At 70.4% G+C, this 21,055-nt stretch carries 22 protein-coding genes; 18 read left to right on the top strand and 4 right to left on the bottom strand.

The window, feature by feature from the left end; all coding sequences use genetic code 11:
- The first annotated feature begins 110 nt into the window (after nt 1-110).
- From ACYQZ5_RS07580 to argF, 11 genes are all read left to right on the top strand, one after another.
- On the top strand, nt 111-1,076 hold the full coding sequence (locus ACYQZ5_RS07580) for a calcium/sodium antiporter (protein WP_379818846.1): 966 nt from the start codon (nt 111-113) through the stop codon (nt 1,074-1,076).
- 57 nt (nt 1,077-1,133) lie between these two features.
- On the top strand, nt 1,134-2,351 hold the full coding sequence (locus tag ACYQZ5_RS07575; RefSeq protein WP_379732271.1) for an aminotransferase-like domain-containing protein: 1,218 nt from the start codon (nt 1,134-1,136) through the stop codon (nt 2,349-2,351).
- A 311-nt stretch (nt 2,352-2,662) separates the two neighbouring features.
- Nucleotides 2,663-3,895: an argininosuccinate synthase gene (locus tag ACYQZ5_RS07570; protein WP_379732270.1), complete on the top strand. Its 1,233-nt coding sequence runs from the start codon at nt 2,663-2,665 to the stop codon at nt 3,893-3,895.
- Nucleotides 3,896-5,377, top strand: coding sequence for an argininosuccinate lyase (argH, locus tag ACYQZ5_RS07565; RefSeq protein WP_459845696.1), 1,482 nt, complete (start codon nt 3,896-3,898; stop codon nt 5,375-5,377).
- A 264-nt stretch (nt 5,378-5,641) separates the two neighbouring features.
- The gene (lysW, locus tag ACYQZ5_RS07560) at nt 5,642-5,812 is read left to right on the top strand and encodes a lysine biosynthesis protein LysW (protein ID WP_379732479.1); all 171 of its coding nucleotides are present in this window, start codon (nt 5,642-5,644) and stop codon (nt 5,810-5,812) included.
- Nucleotides 5,812-6,693, top strand: a complete 882-nt coding sequence (gene lysX / locus ACYQZ5_RS07555; protein ID WP_379732478.1) for a lysine biosynthesis protein LysX — start codon at nt 5,812-5,814, stop codon at nt 6,691-6,693. The genes lysW and lysX overlap by 1 nt, the downstream gene beginning before the upstream one ends.
- Nucleotides 6,690-7,730: an N-acetyl-gamma-glutamyl-phosphate reductase gene (argC, locus tag ACYQZ5_RS07550; protein ID WP_379732477.1), complete on the top strand. Its 1,041-nt coding sequence runs from the start codon at nt 6,690-6,692 to the stop codon at nt 7,728-7,730. Before lysX ends, argC begins: the two co-directional genes overlap by 4 nt.
- Nucleotides 7,727-8,629 (top strand): acetylglutamate/acetylaminoadipate kinase, encoded by a 903-nt coding sequence (locus ACYQZ5_RS07545; protein ID WP_459845693.1) that lies wholly within the window; start codon nt 7,727-7,729, stop codon nt 8,627-8,629. Before argC ends, ACYQZ5_RS07545 begins: the two co-directional genes overlap by 4 nt.
- Nucleotides 8,626-9,768, top strand: coding sequence for an aspartate aminotransferase family protein (locus ACYQZ5_RS07540; protein WP_379732628.1), 1,143 nt, complete (start codon nt 8,626-8,628; stop codon nt 9,766-9,768). Before ACYQZ5_RS07545 ends, ACYQZ5_RS07540 begins: the two co-directional genes overlap by 4 nt.
- Nucleotides 9,769-9,770: 2 nt before the next feature.
- Nucleotides 9,771-10,868: a [LysW]-lysine hydrolase gene (locus tag ACYQZ5_RS07535; RefSeq protein WP_459845690.1), complete on the top strand. Its 1,098-nt coding sequence runs from the start codon at nt 9,771-9,773 to the stop codon at nt 10,866-10,868.
- An 11-nt stretch (nt 10,869-10,879) separates the two neighbouring features.
- On the top strand, nt 10,880-11,794 hold the full coding sequence (argF, locus tag ACYQZ5_RS07530) for an ornithine carbamoyltransferase (RefSeq protein WP_379818812.1): 915 nt from the start codon (nt 10,880-10,882) through the stop codon (nt 11,792-11,794).
- A 2-nt stretch (nt 11,795-11,796) separates the two neighbouring features.
- Here argF and ACYQZ5_RS07525 read toward each other — a convergent pair whose 3' ends face one another.
- Nucleotides 11,797-12,729 carry an acetamidase/formamidase family protein gene (locus tag ACYQZ5_RS07525; RefSeq protein ID WP_379732064.1) on the bottom strand — a complete coding sequence of 311 codons (933 nt, stop codon included), beginning with the start codon at nt 12,727-12,729 and terminating at the stop codon, nt 11,797-11,799.
- 90 nt (nt 12,730-12,819) lie between these two features.
- Here ACYQZ5_RS07525 and ACYQZ5_RS07520 point away from each other — a divergent pair, with 90 nt between their 5' ends.
- Both ACYQZ5_RS07520 and ACYQZ5_RS07515 read left to right on the top strand, forming a co-directional pair.
- A complete protein-coding gene (locus tag ACYQZ5_RS07520) occupies nt 12,820-12,948 on the top strand; it encodes a hypothetical protein (protein WP_379732063.1) in 129 nt (42 codons plus the stop codon).
- Nucleotides 12,949-13,052: 104 nt separating this feature from the next.
- Nucleotides 13,053-13,247 carry a cold-shock protein gene (locus tag ACYQZ5_RS07515; protein WP_379732062.1) on the top strand — a complete coding sequence of 65 codons (195 nt, stop codon included), beginning with the start codon at nt 13,053-13,055 and terminating at the stop codon, nt 13,245-13,247.
- A gap of 33 nt (nt 13,248-13,280) precedes the next feature.
- Here the strand turns inward: ACYQZ5_RS07515 and ACYQZ5_RS07510 are convergent, their stop codons facing one another.
- Nucleotides 13,281-13,682, bottom strand: coding sequence for a DUF8009 family protein (locus ACYQZ5_RS07510; RefSeq protein ID WP_379732061.1), 402 nt, complete (start codon nt 13,680-13,682; stop codon nt 13,281-13,283).
- A 218-nt stretch (nt 13,683-13,900) separates the two neighbouring features.
- Between ACYQZ5_RS07510 and ACYQZ5_RS07505 the strand changes: the two genes are divergently transcribed.
- Genes ACYQZ5_RS07505 through ACYQZ5_RS07495 form a run of 3 tightly spaced genes read left to right on the top strand, consistent with a single transcriptional unit; the run spans nt 13,901 to nt 17,095 of the window.
- Entirely contained in the window at nt 13,901-15,190 is a 1,290-nt protein-coding gene (locus ACYQZ5_RS07505; RefSeq protein WP_379732059.1) for an erythromycin esterase family protein, read from the top strand.
- Between the two features lie 26 nt (nt 15,191-15,216).
- Nucleotides 15,217-15,834: an HAD family hydrolase gene (locus ACYQZ5_RS07500; protein ID WP_379818814.1), complete on the top strand. Its 618-nt coding sequence runs from the start codon at nt 15,217-15,219 to the stop codon at nt 15,832-15,834.
- A gap of 55 nt (nt 15,835-15,889) precedes the next feature.
- The gene (locus tag ACYQZ5_RS07495) at nt 15,890-17,095 is read left to right on the top strand and encodes a CaiB/BaiF CoA transferase family protein (protein WP_379731925.1); all 1,206 of its coding nucleotides are present in this window, start codon (nt 15,890-15,892) and stop codon (nt 17,093-17,095) included.
- 63 nt (nt 17,096-17,158) lie between these two features.
- Here the strand turns inward: ACYQZ5_RS07495 and ACYQZ5_RS07490 are convergent, their stop codons facing one another.
- Nucleotides 17,159-17,641, bottom strand: a complete 483-nt coding sequence (locus ACYQZ5_RS07490) for a hypothetical protein (protein WP_379731924.1) — start codon at nt 17,639-17,641, stop codon at nt 17,159-17,161.
- Nucleotides 17,638-18,210 (bottom strand): DUF7344 domain-containing protein, encoded by a 573-nt coding sequence (locus tag ACYQZ5_RS07485; protein ID WP_379731927.1) that lies wholly within the window; start codon nt 18,208-18,210, stop codon nt 17,638-17,640. Before ACYQZ5_RS07485 ends, ACYQZ5_RS07490 begins: the two co-directional genes overlap by 4 nt.
- A gap of 500 nt (nt 18,211-18,710) precedes the next feature.
- On the opposite strand from ACYQZ5_RS07485, the gene ACYQZ5_RS07480 reads away from it, so the two are divergent.
- Together ACYQZ5_RS07480 and ACYQZ5_RS07475 are read left to right on the top strand one after the other, a co-directional pair.
- The gene (locus ACYQZ5_RS07480) at nt 18,711-20,156 is read left to right on the top strand and encodes a PGF-pre-PGF domain-containing protein (RefSeq protein WP_459845682.1); all 1,446 of its coding nucleotides are present in this window, start codon (nt 18,711-18,713) and stop codon (nt 20,154-20,156) included.
- 46 nt (nt 20,157-20,202) lie between these two features.
- On the top strand, nt 20,203-21,051 hold the full coding sequence (locus tag ACYQZ5_RS07475) for a hypothetical protein (protein ID WP_459845680.1): 849 nt from the start codon (nt 20,203-20,205) through the stop codon (nt 21,049-21,051).
- Nucleotides 21,052-21,055 lie beyond the last annotated feature (4 nt).

Below are 21,055 nucleotides of genomic sequence, written 5' to 3'. Positions count from 1 at the left end.
AGTTTTCGGGGCCGTCACCCCCGCGTCGGCGCCCGCCGGGCGGACGTCGGGCCGCCCGGGCCAGTACGGATAAATCACTGGCGGAACGAGCCGTGTACCCGCGCCCGATCATGCTCGACACGACGCTCGGACAGGTCGCGACGGTGCTGCTGACGGTCGTCGGCCTCTGGATCGGCGCGCGACTGCTCGTCGACGCCGTGATCCGGCTGGCGAAGCGCTTCGGCCTCTCCGACCTCACCATCGGCCTCACCGTCGTCGCGGTCGGCACGTCGACGCCGGAGTTGGCCGTCTCCATCGACGCGGCGCTCAAGGGGCTCGGCGACATCGCCGTCGCGAACGTCCTCGGGTCGAACATCTACAACCTCGCGTTCGTCCTCGGCGTCGTCGCACTGATCCGGGTGATCCCCATCGCGAAGTCGCTGGTCCACAGGGACGGGATCGCGCTGCTCGTCAGCACCGGCCTCGGCGCGCTCGTGCTGTTCGACCTCGGCGTGAGCCGGCTCGAAGGCGGCGCGCTGGTCGCGATATTCGCCCTGTACACGGCGTACCTGCTCCGGTCCGGGGAGAGCGAGCCCGCGGCACCGACGACGTCGGCGACGGCGGCGACCCGCGACCTCCCCACCGAACTCTCCTTCCGCGGGCGCGACGCCGTCTACCTCGTCGGGGGCCTCGCGCTCGTACTCGTCAGCGGCGACCTGCTGGTACAGGCCGCGTCCGACCTCGCCCGCGGCGCCGGCGTCTCCGAGTGGGTCGTCGGCGGCACCATCGTCGCCGCGGGCACGTCGACGCCGGAGTTCGCCGTCTCGCTGGTCGCGCTCCGGCGCGGGAGCCTCGGCGTGTCGGTCGGCAACGTCGTCGGCAGCAACGTGTTCAACCTCCTCGCGGTCGTCGGCGTGGCGTCGCTCGTCCGGCCGCTGTCGGTCAGCGCGACGGCGCTGTCGACGCTCGCGTGGCTGGCCGCCGTCTCGCTGGTGATGGTCGCCGCGTTGTGGACCGGGCGGGAGCTCTCCCGGCTGGAGGGCGGGCTGTTCGCCGGGTCGGAGGTCGTCCGCTGGGTGCTGGGGCTGCTCGGCTGAGCCGGTCGCCGATCCCGCCACGGGTGGCTTTATTTCCCGGCGGCGACGACTCCCGCCATGACCGAGCCACGCGACGACCGGTTCGACCACCTGTTCGCGTCGACGGTGCGCGAACGCCTCGGCCGCGAGGGGTACGGCAGCAGCGCCTCCCCGAACGCCGAGGACGCGGTCCCCCTGACGTACGGCTTCCCCTACCCGGACTCCTTCCCGACAGCGGCACTGGAGGCTGCCACCGAGACCGTGCTCGAGGAGGAAGGCGCGGACGCCCTCCAGTACGGCGGCGGCGAGTACGTCGACCGCCTGCGCGACGGGCTGCTCGCCCGCGAGGAGGCCCGCGGGATCGACGCCACGCGAGAGCAACTGCTCCTCACCAACGGCGCCACCCACGCGCTGGACGCCGTCTGCTCGACGTTCCTCGATCCCGGCGACGAGGTGCTCGTCGAGGCGCCGACGTTCGTCTGGAGCCTCGCGGTGCTGGACAACCGCGGTGCCGCCCTCACCGGCGTCGAGATCGACGAAAACGGCCTCGATCCCGATGCGCTGGAAGCGACGCTCGAAGCGCGCGAGGCCGCCGACGAGCCGACGCCGAAACTGCTGTACACGATCCCGGAGTTCCAGAACCCCACGGGCGCGACGCTCAGCCGCGAGCGCCGCGAGCGCGTGCTCGAACTGGCCGAGGAGTACGACTTCCTGATCGTCGCCGACGACGCCTACGGCGAACTCCGCTTCTCGGGCGAGTCGCCGCCGCCGCTCTCGGCGCTGGACGACTCGGGGCGAGTGATCCGGCTCGGCACCGTCTCGAAGACGATCGCGCCCGGGGTGCGGACGGGCTGGATCGTCGCCCACGAGGCGCTGGCCGACCAGATCGGCGGGATGGCCGCCGGCGGCACCAACACGTTCACCCAGAGCGTGCTCGGCCGCTACTTCGACGCCGGCCACTACGAGCCGACGCTGGACGACCTCTTGGCGGGGTACGAGCGTCGCCGCGACGCGATGCTCGACTCGCTCGAACGCCACCTCCCGCCCGGATCGTCGTGGACCGAGCCTGCGGGCGGCTTCTTCCTCTGGGTCACGCTGCCGGCGGGCGTCGACACCGAGGAACTGCTCCCGCTGGCGGCCGAGGAGGGCGTGACGTACCTCCCCGGCGAGCGTTTCTTCGTCGAGGACGGCCGGGGGACGCGCTCGGCGCGGCTCTCCTTCAGCCACTGCTCGCCCGAAGATCTGGAGGCCGGCGTCGCGGCGCTGGCGCGGGCGACCGAGACGTATCTCGAGTAGCGGGCACGGAGACGTATCTGGAGGCGCGAACGGCGTAACACATTTGTCCCCCCGGCTCAACCATATTCCTGTGACTCACGCGACCACCGCCGTCGACGGCACGCACGCCGCCGACGCCACCGCCGTCGCCGCTGCCCGACAGCGGCGGGTCGCGTTCCGGCCGCGGGCCGCTTAGGCCCAACTCCACCTCATTCCCTCGTCACCGTTTCGCCGTTGTTCTCCACCTCTTCGTCCGGTTAGCGTGTCGTAGCACATTTTCTTACAAGCTCTAAAACGATGTATTTATCGGGTAGCGACTATCAGACGCAGATATGACGAAAGTCGCGCTCGCGTTCAGCGGTGGACTCGACACCACCGTCTGCGTCCCGCTACTGAAAGAGGAGTACGGCTACGACGAGGTGGTGGCCGTCACCGTCGACGTCGGCCAACCCGAGGCGGAGTTCGCGGAGGCCCGCGAGACCGCCGACGCGCTGGGGCTGGAGATCCACGTCGTCGACGCCAAAGCCGAGTTCGCGTCGCTCTGCTTCGATTCGGTGCGTGCAAACGCCACGTATCAGGGCTACCCACTGGGCACCGCACTCGCCCGTCCCGTGATAGCCGAGGCGATCCTCGAAGTCGCCGAAGAGCAGGACTGCGACGCGATCGCTCACGGCTGCACCGGGAAGGGGAACGACCAACTCCGCTTCGAGACGGTCTGGCGCGGCTCCGACCTCGAAGTCGTCGCGCCCGTGCGCGAACTCGGCCTGACCCGCGAGTGGGAGGTCGAGTACGCCGCCGAGCGCGACCTTCCCGTCGAGGCCGGCAACGAGGGGACCTGGAGCATCGACACCAACCTCTGGTCCCGTTCAGTCGAGGGCGGCGACCTCGAGGACCCCAGCCACGTCCCCAGTGAGGAGATCTACGAGTGGACCCAGACGCCCAGCGGCGGTGAGGAGCTGGTCGACATCGAGTTCGAGGACGGCTACCCGATCGCGCTGAACGGCGAACTCCTCGATCCGGTGGACCTGATCGAGAACCTCAACGCGCTCGCGGGCGTCCACGGCGTCGGCCGCACCGACATGCTCGAGGACCGCATGCTCGGGCTGAAGGTGCGCGAGAACTACGAGCACCCCGCGGCGACGGTGCTGCTCACGGCCCACGAGGCGCTCGAGCAGTTCGTGTTCACGAAGACCGAGCGCGACTTCAAGCCGCAGATCGACCAGCAGTGGGCCGAACAGGCCTACCGCGGGCTGGTGTTCTCGCCGCTGACCGAGAGCCTGAACGGCTACCTCGACGCCTCACAGGAGAAAGTCACCGGCACGGTGACGGTCAAACTGCAGGGCGGGGGCGTCCGCCCGGTCGCCCGCGACTCCGAGTACGGCGTCTACTCCGAGAACGCCGCCTCGTTCAACACCGAGACCGTGAACGGGATCGAACAGGCCGACGCCACCGGCGTCGCGAAGTACCACGGCTTCCAGGAGCGCCTCGCGAACCAGGTGAAGGAAGCCGCCGAGAAAGAGGACGACCACGAGAAAGCGACGCTCTCGACCGACGGCGGGGAGTAGATGTCCGGAGAGTCGACCGACGGCGCGGAGACCGTGATCCGCCGCGAGCGCTTCGCGGACGGGCCGGCGCGCTCGTTCATGTCCAGCCTCGACGCCGACCAGCGCATCTTCGCGGCTGACCTCGCGGTCGACCGTGCCCACGTCGTGATGCTGGCCGAGCAGGGGATCGTCGGCGACGACGACGCCGCGGCGATCCTCGACGCGCTCGATGGGGTCGAAGCCGCCGGCCACGACGCCCTCCCCGAGGGCGAGGACGTCCACGAGGCGATCGAGTCGGCGGTCGTCGCCGAGGTCGGACCTGCGGGCGGGCGGATGCACACCGCGCGTTCGCGCAACGACGAGGTCGCGACCTGCATCCGCTACCGCTTCCGCGAGGACCTGCTCGCCGCCGCCGAGGCCAGCCTCGAACTCCGCGGCGCGCTGCTCGACGCGGCGGCCGCAGAGGCCGACACCGTCGTCCCCGGCTTCACCCATCGCCAGCACGCCCAGCCGACGACGGTCGGCCACCTGCTCGCGTCGTACGCGGGCGCGGTGGCGCGTGACACCGAGCGCCTGCTCGCCGCCTACGAGCGCACGAATCGCTCGCCGCTCGGCGCGGCGGCCTTTGCGGGCACCACGTTCGACGTGGACCGCGAGCGAACGGCGGAGCTGCTGGGGTTCCACGACGTGATCGAGAACAGCGCCGACGCCGTCACCGCCCGCGACTTCCTGATCGAGGGCTGTTCGGCGTTCGCCGCGCTGTCGGCGACGCTCTCGGGGCTGGCGACCGACCTGATCGAGGGCGCGAAGGACGGCCATGTCGAACTCGACGACGCCTACGCCTCCACCTCCTCGATCATGCCCCAGAAGAAGAACCCCGACTCGCTGGAGCTGGTCCGCGCGGTCGCCGGCGACGCCGTCGGCGACCTGACGGGGCTGCTCACGACGCTGAAGGGGCTGCCCCGCGCGTACAACCGCGACCTCCAGCGCGCCACCCCCCACGCGTGGGACGCCGTCGACATCGTGACCGAGGCGACCGAGGTCACTGCCGGCGCCGTCGCGACCGCCGAGTGGGACGCCGAGGCCTGCGCGGCCGACGCCGGCGCGGGGTTCTCGACGGCGACGGGCGTCGCGGACGCGCTCGCGAGTGCGGGCGTGCCGTTCCGCACCGCTCACGAACTCGTGGCCGACGCGGCCGCGGGGATCGACGACGACTCGACCGTCGACGAGCAGATCGACGCGCTCGCGGCGGCCGCCGAGGCCGTGCTCGACGACCCGCTCTCGGCGTACGTCGACGAGGCGACGCTGGCTGACGTGCTCTCGCCCGCGGGGAGCGTCGCGGCGCGCGACTCCCGCGGCGGCCCCGCGGCCGCGGCGGTCGCGGACTCGCTGACCCGCCTCCGCGACACGCAGGAGGAGCACACCGCGGCCGTCGACGCCCACCGCGAGGCGCTCGCGGCCGCGGATGACCGGCTGACTGCGGCGGTGACCGAGTATGTTTGAGAACGTCCAGCCCCCGGCGACGCCAGCCCCGCGGCGACAGCCACGGCTACGGCGGGGCCGGCGACGACGCCCGCGGCCGGTCCCCACCCGACTCCGGCGGGGGCCGCGACGGCCCGTCCGGGCCACCACTCACTTCGCGCCGTCGCGGTCGGTTTTGCGCGGCACCGATTCGGCAGAATTTGACGGATAGAAGCGTCTAAGAGTTTATTTTACGGGGATTAAATAGACGGATTAAAGTACACCCGTCGCCTCCCTCGGAGTACGATGTCAGAAGCTGACTGCGTCACGTGCGGCGACAGCGTCACACTGCCCGGAGACGTCGAGATCGGCGAGATCGTCGACTGCGGGAGCTGTGGCACCGAACTCGAAGTCGTGGGCGTCGAGCCCGCCGAGCTGGACGAGGCGCCCGACCTCGCGGAGGACTGGGGGGAGTGATGGACGTCGGTCTGCTCTACTCCCGCATCCGCCCGGACGAGAAGCTCCTGCTGACGGAGCTGCGCGACCGCGGCCACGAGGTCCACAAGGTCGACGTGCGGAAAGCGACGTTCGGCCTCGACGCGCCGCCCGAACCGCTCGGGGAGTGCGACGTGGTGCTCGACCGCTGTCTGGCGACCTCGCGCTCGAAGTACGCGGGCCGGTTCGTGGACCACTACGACGTGCCGGTCGTCAACGGTCCCGAGACGGCGAAGATCTGTTCGGACAAGGTGGAGACGACGCTCGCGCTCTCGAAAGCCGGGATCCCGACGCCGGAGACCACCGTCGCGTTCACGAAGGAGTCGGCGCTGGACGCCATCGAGGAGTTCGGCTACCCCTGCGTGCTGAAGCCGGTCGTCGGGTCGTGGGGCAGACTGATGGCCAAGATCGAGTCGCGCTCGGCCGCCGAGGCCGTGCTCGAACACAAGGAGACGCTGGGCCACTACGAGCACAGCGTGTTCTACGTCCAGCAGTTCGTCGAGAAGCCCGGGCGTGACCTGCGCGTGCTGACCATCGACGGCGAGCCCGTGGCGGCGATGAGCCGCAGTTCGGACCACTGGCTCACCAACGCCGCGACGGGCGCCGAGACGGACTCGTTCGACCTCGATCCCGAGATCGAGAAGCTGGCTCGCGAGGCCAGCGCGGCCGTCGGCGGCGGCCTGCTCGGCGTCGACCTGATGGAACTGCAGTCCGGCGGCTACACTGTCCACGAGGTGAACCACACGGTGGAGTTCAAGGCGCTGAACGCCGCCGTCGACGTGGACGTGGCCGGCGAGATCGTCGACTGGCTGGAAGGGACGTTCGCGGCCCCGGACCCGACGGCCGCGGGGGTGGAGTCGTGACGCTCGCTGCGAGCGTCGTCGGCGCCTCCGGCTTCGCGGGCGGGGAGCTACTCCGCCTGCTCTCGGCACATCCGGAGTTCGAGGTCGTCCAGGCCACCTCTCGCGAGTACGAGAACCACACGGTGGGGTCGGTCCACCCGAACCTCCGCGAACTCGATCTGCGCTTCACCGACCCGACGGACCTCGACTCGGTGGACGCGCTGTTCACGGCGACGCCTCACGGCGTCTCGATGGAGAACGTCCAATCGTACCTCGCCGCCGCCGACACGCTGGTCGACCTCTCGGCGGACTTCCGCCTCGGCAGCGAGGCGGCGTACGACGAGTGGTACGACGGGCACAGTGCGCCGGCGTACCTCGATTCCGCCACGTACGCGCTACCCGAACTCGGCCGTGACGGACTCGAAGACGCGGATATCGTCGCCTCGGGCGGCTGTAACGCCACGGCGACGATGCTCGCACTCAAACCGCTCGTCGACGCGGGCCTGCTGACCCCTGAGGATCAGATCGTCGCCGACCTCAAGGTCGGCTCCTCGGAAGGCGGCGCCGGCGGCGGCGCGGCCTCCTCCCACCCGGAGCGCTCGGGCGTCGTCCGCCCGTACGCGCCCACGGGGCACCGCCACGAGGCCGAGATCGAGGAGCAGTTGGGGCTTTCCCTGTCGTTCACGGTCCACGCGGTGGACATGGTCCGCGGCGCGGCCGCGACCTGTCACACGTTCCCCACGGGCGGCGACGGCGGGATCGAGACGCCCGACCTCTGGGGTGCCTACCGCGACGCCTACGAGGACGAGCCGTTCGTCCGACTCGTCGCCGGCGGCAGTGGCGTGTACCGCTACCCCGAACCGAAGTCGGTCGCGGGCACCAATCTCGCGGAGGTCGGCTTCGCGGCCGACGGCGAGCGCGTCGTCGCGTTCGCGGCCATCGACAACGTGATGAAAGGCGCCGCGGGGCAGGCGGTTCACGCCGCCAACATCGCGTTCGGGCTCGAGGAGACGGCCGGACTCGACCAGCAGGGGCTTCACCCGGTGGGATCGCCATGAGCGAGTCCAACACCGCAGTCGGCCCGGAGCAGCCTCCGCTGGTGGTAAAGATCGGCGGCGCCCGCGCGGTCGACCCGGCGGGCGTGATCGAGGACGTGGCCCACGTCGTCGCGGCCGGCCGCGAGGTCGTCGTCGTCCACGGCGGCTCGACGGCCGTCGACGACACGCTCGAAGCGATGGGCGAGGAGCCGGAGTACGTCACCACGCCGTCGGGCGTCTCCGGACGTTTCACCGACGAGGGGACCTTGGAAGTGTTCGAGATGGTGCTGCCCGGCAAGCTCAACACCGAGCTCGTGACCGAGCTCCGCGCGGCGGGCGTGAACGCGGTCGGGCTCTCGGGCGTCGACGGCGGCCTCGTGACGGGCCCGCGCAAGTCGGCGGTCAGGATCGTCGAGGACGGGAAGAGGAAGATCCGTCGCGGCGACCACGCGGGCACGCCCGAGCAGGTCAACGTCGACCTGCTCCAGTCGCTGCTCGCGGACGGCTACGTCCCGACGGTCTCGCCGCCGATGCTGGCCGACGACGACACCACGGCCAACGCCGACGCCGACCGCGTGGCCGCGCTGCTCGCTGCCGAACTCGGCGCCGAACTGGTGCTGCTGACCGACGTGGCGGGCGTCTACGCGGACCCGAACGACCCCGACACGCTGATCGACGAGGCGTCGACGCCCGCGGAGTTCGCGGCCGTCGAGGACGCCGCGGCGGGGTTCATGAGCCGCAAGGTCCACGCCGCGAAGGAGGCGCTTTCCGGCGGCGCCGAGGGCGTCGTCGTCTCCGACGCGACGCTCCGCAAGCCCCTCCTCGCGGCGCTGGAGGGTCACGGGACGTGGATCGCGAAGGAGGCTGTCGTGGATGGCGACGACGCAGCGGCCACAGCCAACGGAGGTGAGTCCGCGTGACCGGCGAGGGGTTCGTCTTCTCCGAGAAGCCGATCACGATCGAGTCGGGGTCGGGCGTCACGCTCACCGCCGAGGACGGCACTGAGTACCTCGACTTCGGCGCGTCCTACGCCTGCACGCCGCTGGGGCACTCGCCGCCGGCGGTCGTCGACGCGATCAGCGAGCAGGCCGAGGATCTGCTGTACGTGCAGGGGTCCTACCCCGTCGCCGCCCGCACGGCGCTGCAGGAGCAGCTCGGCGAGGTCGCGCCGGGCGACCTCTCGAAGGTGTGGCTCTGTAACTCCGGGACGGAGGCCAACGAGGCCGCGCTGAAGTTCGCGCGTTCGGCGACCGGTCGCGAGAAGGTCGTCGCAGCCACCCGTGCGTTCCACGGGCGCACGCTCGGCGCGCTCTCGCTGACGTGGAAGGACGAGTACCGCGACCCGTTCGGGCCGCTCCCGGGCGGCGTGGAGTTCGTTCCCTACGGCGAAGAGGACGCGCTCGCCGACGCAGTCGACGAGGAGACCGCGGCCGTCTTCCTCGAACCGATTCAGGGCGAGGGCGGCGTCCACCCCGCGGGCGACGCGTACCTGCAGACCGCCCGTGAGGTGACCGCTGAGTCGGGCGCGGCGCTCGTGCTGGACGAGATCCAGACCGGCGTCGGCCGTACGGGGACGATGTGGGCCTGCCAGTCGGCGGGAATCGTCCCCGACGTGCTCACGGCCGCGAAGGGCGTCGCGTCGGGCCTCCCCCTCGGCGTGACGCTCTGTGCGGACTGGATCGCCGAGGACGCGGGGAACCACGGCTCGACGTTCGCGGGCAACCCAGTCGTCGCCGCGGCCGCGAGCGCGACGCTGACGCAGTTGCAGACCGACGACGTGCCCGCGAACGCCGCCGCAGTCGGCGAGTACCTTCGCGCGGAACTCCGTGCGGCGGTCGACGAGCACGACCTCCCCGTCCGTGAGGTGCGCGGTTCGGGACTCATGATCGGCATCGAAGTCAAGCGCGGCTCGATGCGCGTGCTCCGCGACCTCGCGATCGAACAGCAAGTGCTCGCGCTCCCGGCCGGCCGTTCCGTGGTGCGCCTGCTCCCGCCGCTGACGATTGACGAAGGGCACGCCGACAGCGTCGTCGACAGTCTGATCGAGGTGCTCGGCTGACGATGCCCGACCTCGAGGGCGGTATCCCGGACCCCACCGGCGCGCTCGACACGCCGGGCCGCGAACTGCTCGCGGCGCTCGTCTCGATCCCCTCGCCCTCGGGCGACGAGTCCGAGGCGGCGGCCCACCTCGCGGACTTTTTCACGGCCCACGGCCGCGAGGCGTGGATCGACGACGCCGGGAACGTCCGCGCGCCGGGCGACGATTCGGTGCTGCTGACCTCCCACGTCGATACGGTGCCCGGGGAGATTCCCGTTCGCGTCGAGGACGGGGACGACGAACTGGGTGTCGAGGGACCCGTGCTCTGGGGCCGCGGCAGCGTCGACGCGACCGGCCCGCTGGCGGCGATGGCCGTCGCGGCCGTCGAGACCGGTGCGTCGTTCGTCGGCGTCGTCGGCGAGGAGACCGACTCCCGCGGCGCAGGTCACCTGCTCGCGGACCGGGACGCCCCCGAGGTCGTGATCAACGGCGAACCCTCGGGCTGGGACGCGATCACGCTGGGCTACCGCGGGATCGTCGGCGGCGAGTACGCCGTCTCGACCCCCGCGGGCCACGGCGCCCGCCCGGACGCGAACGCGATCGACCACGCGACCGCGTGGTGGCAGCGCGTCCGCGCGGCCGTCGCCGACGAGAACGGCGACGCCGAGCCCGGAAGCTTCGACACGATTACCGCGACCGCGGCGTCGATCGACGGCGGGCTGTCCGACGACGGATCGACCGTCACGGCGTCGATGGCGGCGCGCTTTCGCGTCCCGCCAAGTGAGACGCCCGATTCCGTACGCGACCTCGTCGACGGCTGCCTCGACGCCGGCGAGATCGAGTGGGGGGCGTCGATCCCACCGCACGTCGCGTCCCCGCGCGGCACGCCCGCGGCGGCGCTCCGGCGGGGGATTCGCGCCGCCGGCGGCGAGCCGACCCACCTGCAGAAGACCGGCACCGCCGACGCCAACCTCTACGCCGACGCGTGGGACGTGCCCGTCGTCACCTACGGCCCCGGCGACTCGGCGCTCGATCACGCACCCGACGAGCGCCTGCCACTCGCCGAGTTCGACCGCGCGGTGACGGCGCTGACGACCGCCTGCGAACAGCTCACCGACTGACCGACAGACCCATGCACGACAACACCGCGACCACGTTCCCGACGGACCTGCTCACGATCGACCAGCTCTCGCCGGCGGCGCTCCGGCGGCTCCTCGACCGCGCAGCCGCGATCGAGGCCGGCGAGGACCCCGCGCGACTGGGCGACCGGAGCGTGGCCATGGTGTTCGAGAAACCCTCGACGCGCACTCGGACGTCGTTCGAGTCCGGCGTCGCCGAACTCGGCGGCCACCCGACGTTCCTCGGGCAGGACGACATCCACCTCGGCCACGGCGAGCCGCTGAAAGATACCGCCCGCGCGCTCTCGCAGTACGTCGACACGCTCGTGGCGCGGCTGAACAGCCACGACGACCTCGAGGAGTTGGCGGCGTACGCCGACGTGCCAGTCGTGAACGCGCTGACCGACGAAGCCCACCCCTGTCAGACGCTCGCGGACCTACTGACGCTGCGCCAGATCGCGGCCGAGTCGGGCAGGGCGCTCGACGACATCACCCTCGCGTGGGTCGGCGACGGCAACAACGTCGCGCGCTCGCTCGTGGTCGGCTGTGCGCTCGCGGGCGTGGATCTGCGCGTCGCGACCCCCGAGGGCTACGGCGTCGACGACGACGCCATCGCGGCGGCGGCCGCGGCCGGCAGCGAGCCGACACAGTTCGACAGCCCGGAGGCCGCCGTCGCGGGCGCGGACGTAGTGTACACCGATGTCTGGGTCAGCATGGGCGATAGCGAGGAGAAACTGCCCGCGTTCGAGGGGTTCCAAGTCGACGAGGAGCTGCTCGGCGACGCCACGCTGATGCACTGCCTGCCCGCCGATCGCGGCCGCGAGGTGACCGATGGCGCGCTGGAGAGCGAGCAGTCGGTGGTGTGGCAGCAGGCCGGCAACCGCAAGCCGACGCAGCAGGCGCTCCTGCTGGAACTCCTCGGCGAGTAGTCTCAGAACGGCGAGGAGACGTGCTCGCTCGGGATCGCGTTCCGGACTGTCACCAGCGGATCGACGACCTGCGAGATCTCCAGCCCGCCGACGAGGCTGCCGAACGTGTGGGCCTCCGTGGTGCTGTAGCCGTGTTCTGCCGAGAGTAGTGCCATCGCGTCCTTGTGAGCGAGCCGGGACGCCTCCTCCATCGTCTCCGCGCTCGCGACGGTTTTCCAGTGGTCGCCGGTGTCGATCAGCGGCCGCTGGAGGTCGAACTCGGGGTCCGAGATCACGTCGAGAGTCACGTCCACGTCGGTCGCGATCTCCGCGCCGGTGCCGCACATCTCGCCGTCGGCCATCACCGCCTTCGAGTCGCCCATCGCGAGCAGCCCGCCGGACTGGAACACCGGGAGGTACAGCGTCGACCCCGTCGTCACGTCGTTCGTGTCGAGGTTGCCGCCGTGGTCGTGGGGGACGAGCGTCGAGTGGGTCTCGCCGGCGGTCGCGACGCCGATCGTCCCGATACACGGGTCGGCGGCGATCTCCCGGCCCTGGAACCGCACCCGCGGCCGGCCGTCCGCGTAGTTCGACCCCTTCTCGACCGGCGTGACCCGGGTGAACGGCGCCTCCACGTCGGGGTCGTCCTGCATGAGTCCGAACCCCGGCGTGGTGACGACGCGGCCGCGGTCCTCCGCCAGCCGTACGTCCTCGATCTCGACCCGGAGCACGTCGCCCGGCTCGGCACCCTCGACGGCGACCGGGCCGGTGGCGGCGTTGACCTCCTCGGGGATCTGTTCGAGCAGGTCGTCGTCGTCCTGAATCACGCCGTTCAGGCTGTCCCGCGTCTCGAAGGTGAGTTCGGTGCCGGGCTCGACCGTCCGGACCGGCTTCATCTGTGGGCTGAACTCGTAGACGACGCCGTGGGTGTCGTCGCTGATGGTCTCTCTGGCCATACGCGTCGGTTGGGACGTGTTCGCAAAAAGCTGCTGTCGGACCGCCGCCGCCACACGATTTTTGGGCCGCCACGAACTACCGGCGAGCGTATGTCGGACTTCGACACGTACGACTGTGTGGAGTGTTCGACGACGTTCCGCGCGTACCCAGACGCGAACGCGACGGCGGGACCGTACTGCTCGCCGACCTGCGAGATCGAAGCGAAGGACCTCGCGTAGGGGGATTCTGTGGCGTAAATCCCATCGATCACGTGATACTCACCCGTGGTAGCGTCCCACACATATTTATTCGAGCGGGCGTAATCTCCCCGCCGGAGATACCGATGGCGACAGGCACGGTTGCGTTCTTCAACGACACGGGCGGATACGGCTTCATCGAGACCGAGGACGCGGACGACGACGTGTTCTTCCACATGGAGGACGTCGGCGGTCCCGACCTCGAGGAGGGTCAAGAGGTGGAGTTCGACATCGAACAGGCCGACAAGGGACCCCGCGCGACGAACCTGCAGCGGCTGTAACCGTCGCGGGGCGGGTCGATTTTTCGGCGGCGATCAGCCCAGATAGTGCACCGTCACCTCGTGGTCCGTCCCCGGGAGCGTGAGCCGGTCCCGGAGGCGGTCTTCGACGCGGTCGCGCCACCGATCCACCGCTCGCTGGTGGGCCTCGCGGTGGCGGTCGAGGTCGTACTCGTCGGCCGCCCGGAGCCGGTCCTCAGTCTCGTCGACGCTCGGGAACGCTGGCGGGTCGGCAACGAACGTCGCCGGTTCGATGTGGATCTCCTCGGGACCGGCGTCCTCGCGGGCCACGTGGAGGCGGGCGCGCATCCGGCCGGAGAAGGGGGCGACGAGGCGGAGGACGGCGGGATCGCGGTCGCGCGCTCGGGCCTCCAGCGCAGTGAGCACGTCGTCGCGGTGGACCGCGAGCGAGCGGATCCGGGTGGGGTCGGTCGACACCTCGCTCACGTCGCGCGGCGCTGTCGGTCGAGTTCGCCGCCGCAGTCGGGGCAGTTGGCGCGGTACGAGCGGTTACTCACCGTCCGGGCACACTCCTGACAGACGAACTGGGGACCGACCATCGAATTACCGTGGGAGTTCTACCGTGGTAAATGTTATCGTGGGTTTGCGACCCTCTCTCACGCACCGTTTTCACGCGCCGGCAGTAGTGGGTGCGTATGCTCGACGACGGGACGATCGACGCGCTGGCGGCACGCACAACCTCGATGGTCCCTGCGGGAACGGACGCCGAGGCAAGGTCGGCCGCGGTTCCGACGCCGCTCGCCCATTCGCTCGGCGACGCCCGGATCGTCGGTCTCGGCGAGGCGACTCACGGTACACGGGAGTGTTTCGAACACAAACACCGCCTGATCCGCCACCTCGTGACCGAACGGGGGTTCCGAACGGTCGCGTTCGAAGCCGACGCGGCGGCGACGACGGCGCTGGACGCGTTCGTCCGTGGCGGGAGCCCGTTCGCTCGACTGTCCGCGGACGCGGAGTCGGCGCTCGCCGAACTCGACATGTGGCAGTGGCGGACCGAGTCGGTGCGGGCGCTGCTCGACTGGCTCCGGGCGTTCAACGACGGGCGCGCGCCTGCGGACCAGGTCCGGATCCGTGGCGTCGACCTGAGCACGCCGTCGGCGCCGGCAGCGCCGCTGCAGGCGTACTTCGAACGGATCGACCCCGACGCCGAGATCGAACAGCTCCGGACCGTCGCCGACGCGACGGTCAGCGACGACGATGATCGCGAACGCGTACTGGAGACGGTGACTGCAGCCGCGGAACAGATCCGCGAGCGGCTGGACGCGACCCGCGACGCGGACGAAGCGTCCCGCGACGCGTGGCGGACGGCCCGATGGCTCTGCCGCGTGATCGAACAGTCCTGCGAGTGGGCCCGCGTCAGGCACGAACAGCCCGGCCCCCACCCCGCGGGGATGGCGGCACGGGACCGCTTCATGGCCGAGAACGCCCGCCGGGCACTGGAGCGCGATCCCGGAATGGGCGTGGTGTTGTGGGCGCACGACGGCCACGTCCAGCGCGGATCGTTCGACGACGGCACGGTCTGGGCCGACGCGACGACGATGGGCGAGCGACTCGCGCGGGCGCTCGGCGACGACTACCGGCCGGTCGGGTTCGACTTCGCTCGCGGGTCGTTCCGTGCGGTCGGCCGTGAGAGCGGCGAGGTGGAGACGTTCTCGGTCGGCTCGCCGACCGAGGACAGCGCGACGGCCGCGTTCGCGGCGGTCGGAGACGCCCCCTACGCCCTCGATCTCGACGCCGTCGCCGACGACGATCGACTCGCCCAGTGGGCGACTGCAGAGCAGCGGAAACGCTACGTCGGCTCGGTGTTCGATCCGGCGGAGGAAGGGTACGCCCGTACCGATCTGCCGGGATCGTTCGACTGGCTACTCGTCCTGCCCGAATCGACGCCGACGATCGCAGTCGACGGGGAGCGGCAAAACCCTTAGCGCGCTCCCGCCCCGAGGGTGGGGTGATGCGCGCCGTCTCGTTCGACTGCTTCGGCACGCTCGTCGCCGTCCCGCGCCCCCCGGACCCCGCCGCAGCGGTCGCCGAACAGCTCCGGGGCCGCGGCGTCACAGTCCCCGAGGACTGGCACGAGGCGTACACCGAACCGCACCTCGACTCGCCGGCCGGCGCCGAGGTGTCGCTGCCCGCGCACGTCCGCGCGGCGCTGTCGAGCCGCGGGATCGAGGCCGACGAATCGGTCGTCGAGGCCGCCGTGCTCGACGCGTTCGACCGCGAGGTGGTGCCGGTTCCCGGCGTCGAAGCGGCGATCACCGCCGTCGACGCGCCCGTGGGCGTGCTCTCGAACTGCTCGGTCCCGGGACTGGTCGATCGAGTCCTCGCCCGCGCGGGGCTGCTCGATCAGTTCGATACCGTCGTGTCGAGCGTCGAGATCGGCTGGCGGAAGCCGGACCGGCGGGCGTTCGCCGCGGTCGCGGACGAACTGGACGTGCCCGTCGAGGCGCTGACCCACGTCGGCGACGACCACGACGCGGACGGCGGGATCGACCGCCACGGCGGGCGCTACCTCCACGTCGACGGCGATCTCACCGGGCTTCCGGATCGACTCGCCGGTCGCGAGGAGTGAGCCGTGACGGCGCCGGGTGGGAACCACTAAGACGCTGGCCCGCCCGGATCGGGCTATGACCGACGACCCGACCGGACCGCTGGAGGGCGTCACCGTACTCGACGCCTCGCGCGTGCTCGCCGGCCCGTTCTGCGGGATGCAGCTCGGCGATCTGGGCGCCGACGTGATCAAGGTCGAACGCCCCGACGGCGGCGATCAGACCCGCCACTGGACGCCGCCTGCGTTCGGGGACGACGTTGCCTCCTACTACGCCAGCATCAACCGGAACAAGCGCTCGATAACGCTGAACCTCACTATCGAGGAGGGTCGCGAGGCGTTCCGCGACCTCGCGGGCGAGGCGGACGTGCTGCTCGAGAACTTCCGGGTCGGCAAAGCCGCGGAGTGGGGGCTGGACTACGAGACGCTCAGCGAGGCGAACCCGGGGCTGGTGTACTGCTCGATCACCGGCTACGGACAGACCGGTCCGAAGGCCGAGCGCCCGGCGTACGACCTGATGATGCAGGCCGAGGGCGGGATGATGAGCATCACCGGCGAGGAAGGGCGACCGCCCGTCCGTGTCGGCGTCGCCGTCGCCGACCTCGCGGCGGGCATGTACGCGACCCAGTCGGTGCTCGCGGCGCTGTTCCGCCGTGAGTTTGCCGACGAGGGCGGCGACCGCATCGACGTGGCGCTGTTCGACGCGCTGCTGGGCTGGCTCTCCTACATGGGGACCGACGCGTTCGCCTCCGGCGAAGCGCCCGAGCGGATGGGCTCGCGCCACCCCAACATCGCGCCGTACCAGGCGTTCGAGGCGGCGGACGGCTACGTCGTCGTCGCCTGCGCGAGTCAGGCGATCTGGTACCGGCTCTGCGAGGCGCTCGACCGGCCGGACCTCGTCGACGATCCGCGGTTCGAGAGCAACGAGAAGCGCGTCGACAACCGCGAGGCGCTGGAGTCGATCCTCACGGATGCGTTCAGGGGCGCGCCGGTCGACGAGGTGGTCGATCTGCTCCGCACCAACGACGTTCCCGTCGGCCGCATCCGGGACGTGCTGGAGGCGTTCGACGACCCGCAGGCCGAGGCGCGGGGGATGGTCCAGCGGGTCAGCCATCCGACGGCGGGCGAGATCGAACTCCCGGGGTCGCCGATGCAGTTCTCGGAGTACGCGGCGACCGCGCGGCGGCACCCGCCGCTGCTGGGCGAGCACACCGAGGCGGTGCTGACGGAGTTGGGGTACGGCGAGGCGGAGATCGAACGGCTCCGCGAGAACGGCGTCGTCTGAACGTGGTCGGTGTCGACTGGCGGCTCAGTCGTCTCTCTCTTCGTCGTCAATCCCCTCGTCGGCCTACTCCGTCTCACCCTGGGTATCCCCGGACTCCCTCCCCCCTTTATCGGCGTTCCCGCCGCCCTTCTTCGGATTCTTGGGGCAGTCGGCCTTCTCCGACACCTGCGCGGTCACGGTGGCGTCGAGGCCGCCGGTCACGTCGACGGTGACCGTCCCGTCGGCGGCGTCGGCAAAGGCGTTGTTGAACGTCGTCGACTCGCCGGGCTGCAGGGTGCGCTCACGATTCAGGTCGCCCCACGAGACGTCCTCGATGGTGAACGATCCGCTGAACTGATTGGTCACCGTCACCCGCGCGGGCCGACTGGTCGCGTTCCCGTTGCTCTTCTCGCAGGCCGAGACGTTCACGTACGCGTTCTCCGACTCGACGACGTTGACGGCGACCCCGCGCTCAGCGCTGACGCTCGTGAAGCCGAAACTGCCCGTGACGAGCATCGTCGCGGCGACGGCTGCGAGCAGGACGCTGACCGCGCGGCGGGAGTTCATTCTTTCCTGAGTTCGGGCGGTTTGTCGACCTCCCCGATGCGCTGGCCCCGTGCGTAGTACGTGTGAGCGACCGCGGAGACGGTGAACATCGCGGTGATGGCGGTGGCCCACGCCACGTCGGGCAGGAGCGTGAACGGCCACGCCCCCAGCCACACCGCCGCCGTCAGCGAGGCGGCCACCCCCGAGAGTCCGAGATAGTAGACGCTCCAGGGGATCTCGTTGCCTTGGACGACCTCCATGTACACCTCGATGTCGTTGAGGGAGTCGGTCGGCTCGACAACCCCCCGGTTCTTGTTGAACTCGACGACACCCGCGTCGTCCATCATCGGCAGATGGGACTGCTGGAGCGCCGTGTACACCCGCTTGCGCTCCTCGTAGGACACCTCCTCGACGGCCACGTCGTACTCCCAGGCAGCCACCTGTTCGGCGACGTCGCCGATCTCCGCGGCGCCATCCGCCGCCTCCAGTGCGTGTACCGTGTATCGACGACGACGGTTCGACAGCACCTCGAACAGCTCGTCGTCGGAGAGGCTCGGTGACTGTTCGCCCGCTACCGAGCCCGCGGTCATGTCGCCGGCAGCCTCCCCTTGCTGCTGGCGCGGAGTTGTGGATGACACAGGGAGAGTGTTAGTACAATGCCATATAAACCCTATGTATATTTTAACAGACTGGTCAGAATACTGTCTCCAACGAATTCGGAGTAAAACCACTATATAGGGGTTGAGAGTACATATTTCCTATTATAATTCCAGAACTATAACCTGATACAATGTCGGGAAACGCCGCCCTTCGGAGCGGTCAGGCGACGTTTGTTGTACGGATCCGGCGCGACAGGAATCGTCAGACGCATATTTGTTTACTGTCACTTTCGCGGATAGCTCGGACTCGCCCGTGGCCTCGTTCAGTCAGGCACCGACACGTCGGGGCGACCGGGAGCCAGCCACGAGACCCTCCGATCGATAGACAGCGTGGCCGTAGGGCGATCCTGAACCGGCTCAGACGTACCAATACTACGGGAGTTGGTGTCTACACGACAGGTAACGCCCGGTCGGAGGGCGCCGGGAGGACAGTGAACCGCCGAACACTCACGCTCGTCGTCGCGTTCGTCGTCGCGGGAACACTCGCGTTCCCCTCGGCAGCGGCGCCGCTGTTCGGGGGCCAGACCGACCAGGTCGGGAACGACGTGGTTCTCGCCCCGAGCAGCGACTACGCGTACCTCGACGGCGACGGCGAGCTGGTCGTCGACCTCTCGGCGTCGAACCCGGCCCTCGACGGCGACGGCGTCGCCGCCGACGGGCGGACGACGATCGGGGACGCCTTCAGGGTCCGGTACAACGGCTCCCGCTACGCCGACGTCTGGCTGACCCACGGCTCCGACGCGGTGACCTTTACCGTCGACGGCCGGCCGATCCAGTCGCCGGAGAACAACGTGACGCTCGCCCCCAACGAGTCGGCCGCCGTCTCCATCACCGTCGACACCACCGGCGGTGCCGCCGACGGCCTCGTCGACGACGTCACGATCCACGCCCGGGTCGCCGAACCCGAGGAACAGGAGGTGGACGATGAGAGCGCCGGCGTTTCGACCCTGTCCAGGGCGCCCACCGAGGACTCCCGGCGATTCACCGCCCTCAGCATCGACCCGGGCCGCCCGGTCGACTTCGACGCCGCCGGACTGCCGCTCGACCGTGTCGACGGCGAGGCGCTCACCTTCGACGAACTCTCGGCGAGCAGTTCGAACCGGACGTTCTCGGTGACCGCCGAGGCGGCGGGGACCGACGAGGTGCGGTCGTCGGTAGTCGCCGACGGCTCCGAGCCGTTGGGGGCGGTCCGGATGACCGTCCGCACTGGGACCGTCTCGAACGCCACGCTGCGGTTCAGCGCGCCGGCGGCGTACTTCGAGGCCCGGGGCGTCGATCCCGCGAACCTCGCCGTCTACCGCCACGCCGACGGCGAACTCTCCCGGGTGCCCGTCAGGACGCTCGGCGAACGGGACGGCCGACTCGCGTTCGAGGCGGAGACGGCGGGGTTCTCGACGTTCGTCGTGGCCGTCGAGCGACCGCGGTTCGCGGTGACGGACGCGAGCCTCGACACGGACGCCGTCGCGCCCGGCGAGGCCGTCACCGTAAACGCCACCGTCGCGAACGACGGCACGCTCGCGGGCGAGCGAACCGTGCGCGTGACCGTCAACGGCACGGTGGCCGCCGAGCGGACGGTCGCGGTGTCCCCCGGGGAGAGCGAGACGGTGTCGGTCCCGATCGTCCGGAACACGACCGGCGAGTACGCCGTCGCGGTCGACGGGAACGAGGTCGGAACGTTCCGCGTGATGACCGAAACGAGCGCCACGCCGGCATCGAGCGACGCGGAGGCGGCCTCGCCGGCGTCGACGGCAGAGCGCACACAGTCCCCCATCGGCGAGGCCAGCGGCTTCGGGCTTCGGGCGCTCGTGGGGCTGGTAGGGCTGCTGACCATCGTTGCCGTCACGCTGGCGCTGGCCCGGCGGACGCCCCAGCCCTGAACCCTTGGGAGACAGCCTTTTGCCGTTCAATATCGATCACTGACACATGGGCAGACCGGACGACGACTCGTTTCTCGCGGCACTACGTGACGCCGTCCGGCTCCGGGACTGTCTGGCGCTCGCGCTCGTGCCGGCGATCGCCGTCGCCGCCTTCACGCTACCGGTCGCGCGCCGGGAGTCGCTCGCGTTCGCGTACCGCGACCCGTCGCTCCTGACGGCCTACACCGCGCAGTTCGTCCACTTCGACGCCGCCCACCTCGCGGCGAACGCGCTCGGCTACGTGCTGGTCGCGGGGCTCGGCTACGTGCTCGCGGCGCTGTCGGGCTACCGGCGGCTGTTCGGCGTCGCCGCCTCGACGTACCTGCTGGCCTTTCCCCCGGCGCTGTCGTGGCTGAACCTCGCACTCCCTCGCAACGCCGTCGGCTACGGGCTCTCGGGGCTGAACATGGCGTTCGTCGGCCTGCTCGCGCTCGTGCTCGTCGCGTACGGGGGCCGGCTGGACGACCGGATCAGCGTCCGGTACGCGCCGGGGCTGTTCTTCGCGGTCGTGGCGCTGATCGCGCTGATCGTCCCGCGGGCGGGGACCGTCACCGGGATCGGCGCCGCGAGCGTGTTCGTCGCCGCCGGCTACGTGGTCTCGGCGCGGCGATCGTGGCCCGAGAGGCCGGGGACCGGTCGTCGCCGCCTCGACCGGGCCGGCTGGCTCGATGCCGGGATCCTCGGCACGGTCACGCTGTTCGGCTACCAGTTCGTCGGCTTCGGCAGCCTCGCGACCGGCAGCGGGATCGTGAACGTCTACGTCCACCTGCTCGGGTTCTGTCTGGGCTTTATCGTCCCGTACATCGCGCTCGTGCTCGGCGTCCTCGGCGCCGACCGAGGCTTTTTGTCAGACTGACACC

This window comes from Halolamina salina (genome assembly GCF_054653455.1).
Note: the sequence above shows the minus strand (reverse complement) of the source record. Positions and strands in the feature narration are given on the sequence as shown.

Coding starts and splice junctions, on each gene's coding strand:
- lysW (WP_379732479.1), top strand. CDS start 5,642: ATGTCAGAAGCTGACTGCGTCACGTGCGGCGACAGCGTCACACTGCCC.
- ACYQZ5_RS07500 (WP_379818814.1), top strand. CDS start 15,217: ATGCGCGCCGTCTCGTTCGACTGCTTCGGCACGCTCGTCGCCGTCCCG.
- ACYQZ5_RS07525 (WP_379732064.1), bottom strand. CDS start 12,729: ATGGCCAGAGAGACCATCAGCGACGACACCCACGGCGTCGTCTACGAG.
- ACYQZ5_RS07475 (WP_459845680.1), top strand. CDS start 20,203: ATGGGCAGACCGGACGACGACTCGTTTCTCGCGGCACTACGTGACGCC.
- ACYQZ5_RS07515 (WP_379732062.1), top strand. CDS start 13,053: ATGGCGACAGGCACGGTTGCGTTCTTCAACGACACGGGCGGATACGGC.
- ACYQZ5_RS07580 (WP_379818846.1), top strand. CDS start 111: ATGCTCGACACGACGCTCGGACAGGTCGCGACGGTGCTGCTGACGGTC.
- ACYQZ5_RS07520 (WP_379732063.1), top strand. CDS start 12,820: ATGTCGGACTTCGACACGTACGACTGTGTGGAGTGTTCGACGACGTTC.
- ACYQZ5_RS07535 (WP_459845690.1), top strand. CDS start 9,771: ATGCCCGACCTCGAGGGCGGTATCCCGGACCCCACCGGCGCGCTCGAC.
- ACYQZ5_RS07485 (WP_379731927.1), bottom strand. CDS start 18,210: ATGACCGCGGGCTCGGTAGCGGGCGAACAGTCACCGAGCCTCTCCGAC.
- lysX (WP_379732478.1), top strand. CDS start 5,812: ATGGACGTCGGTCTGCTCTACTCCCGCATCCGCCCGGACGAGAAGCTC.
- argF (WP_379818812.1), top strand. CDS start 10,880: ATGCACGACAACACCGCGACCACGTTCCCGACGGACCTGCTCACGATC.
- ACYQZ5_RS07490 (WP_379731924.1), bottom strand. CDS start 17,641: ATGAACTCCCGCCGCGCGGTCAGCGTCCTGCTCGCAGCCGTCGCCGCG.
- ACYQZ5_RS07545 (WP_459845693.1), top strand. CDS start 7,727: ATGAGCGAGTCCAACACCGCAGTCGGCCCGGAGCAGCCTCCGCTGGTG.
- ACYQZ5_RS07505 (WP_379732059.1), top strand. CDS start 13,901: ATGCTCGACGACGGGACGATCGACGCGCTGGCGGCACGCACAACCTCG.
- ACYQZ5_RS07575 (WP_379732271.1), top strand. CDS start 1,134: ATGACCGAGCCACGCGACGACCGGTTCGACCACCTGTTCGCGTCGACG.
- argH (WP_459845696.1), top strand. CDS start 3,896: ATGTCCGGAGAGTCGACCGACGGCGCGGAGACCGTGATCCGCCGCGAG.
- ACYQZ5_RS07495 (WP_379731925.1), top strand. CDS start 15,890: ATGACCGACGACCCGACCGGACCGCTGGAGGGCGTCACCGTACTCGAC.
- ACYQZ5_RS07570 (WP_379732270.1), top strand. CDS start 2,663: ATGACGAAAGTCGCGCTCGCGTTCAGCGGTGGACTCGACACCACCGTC.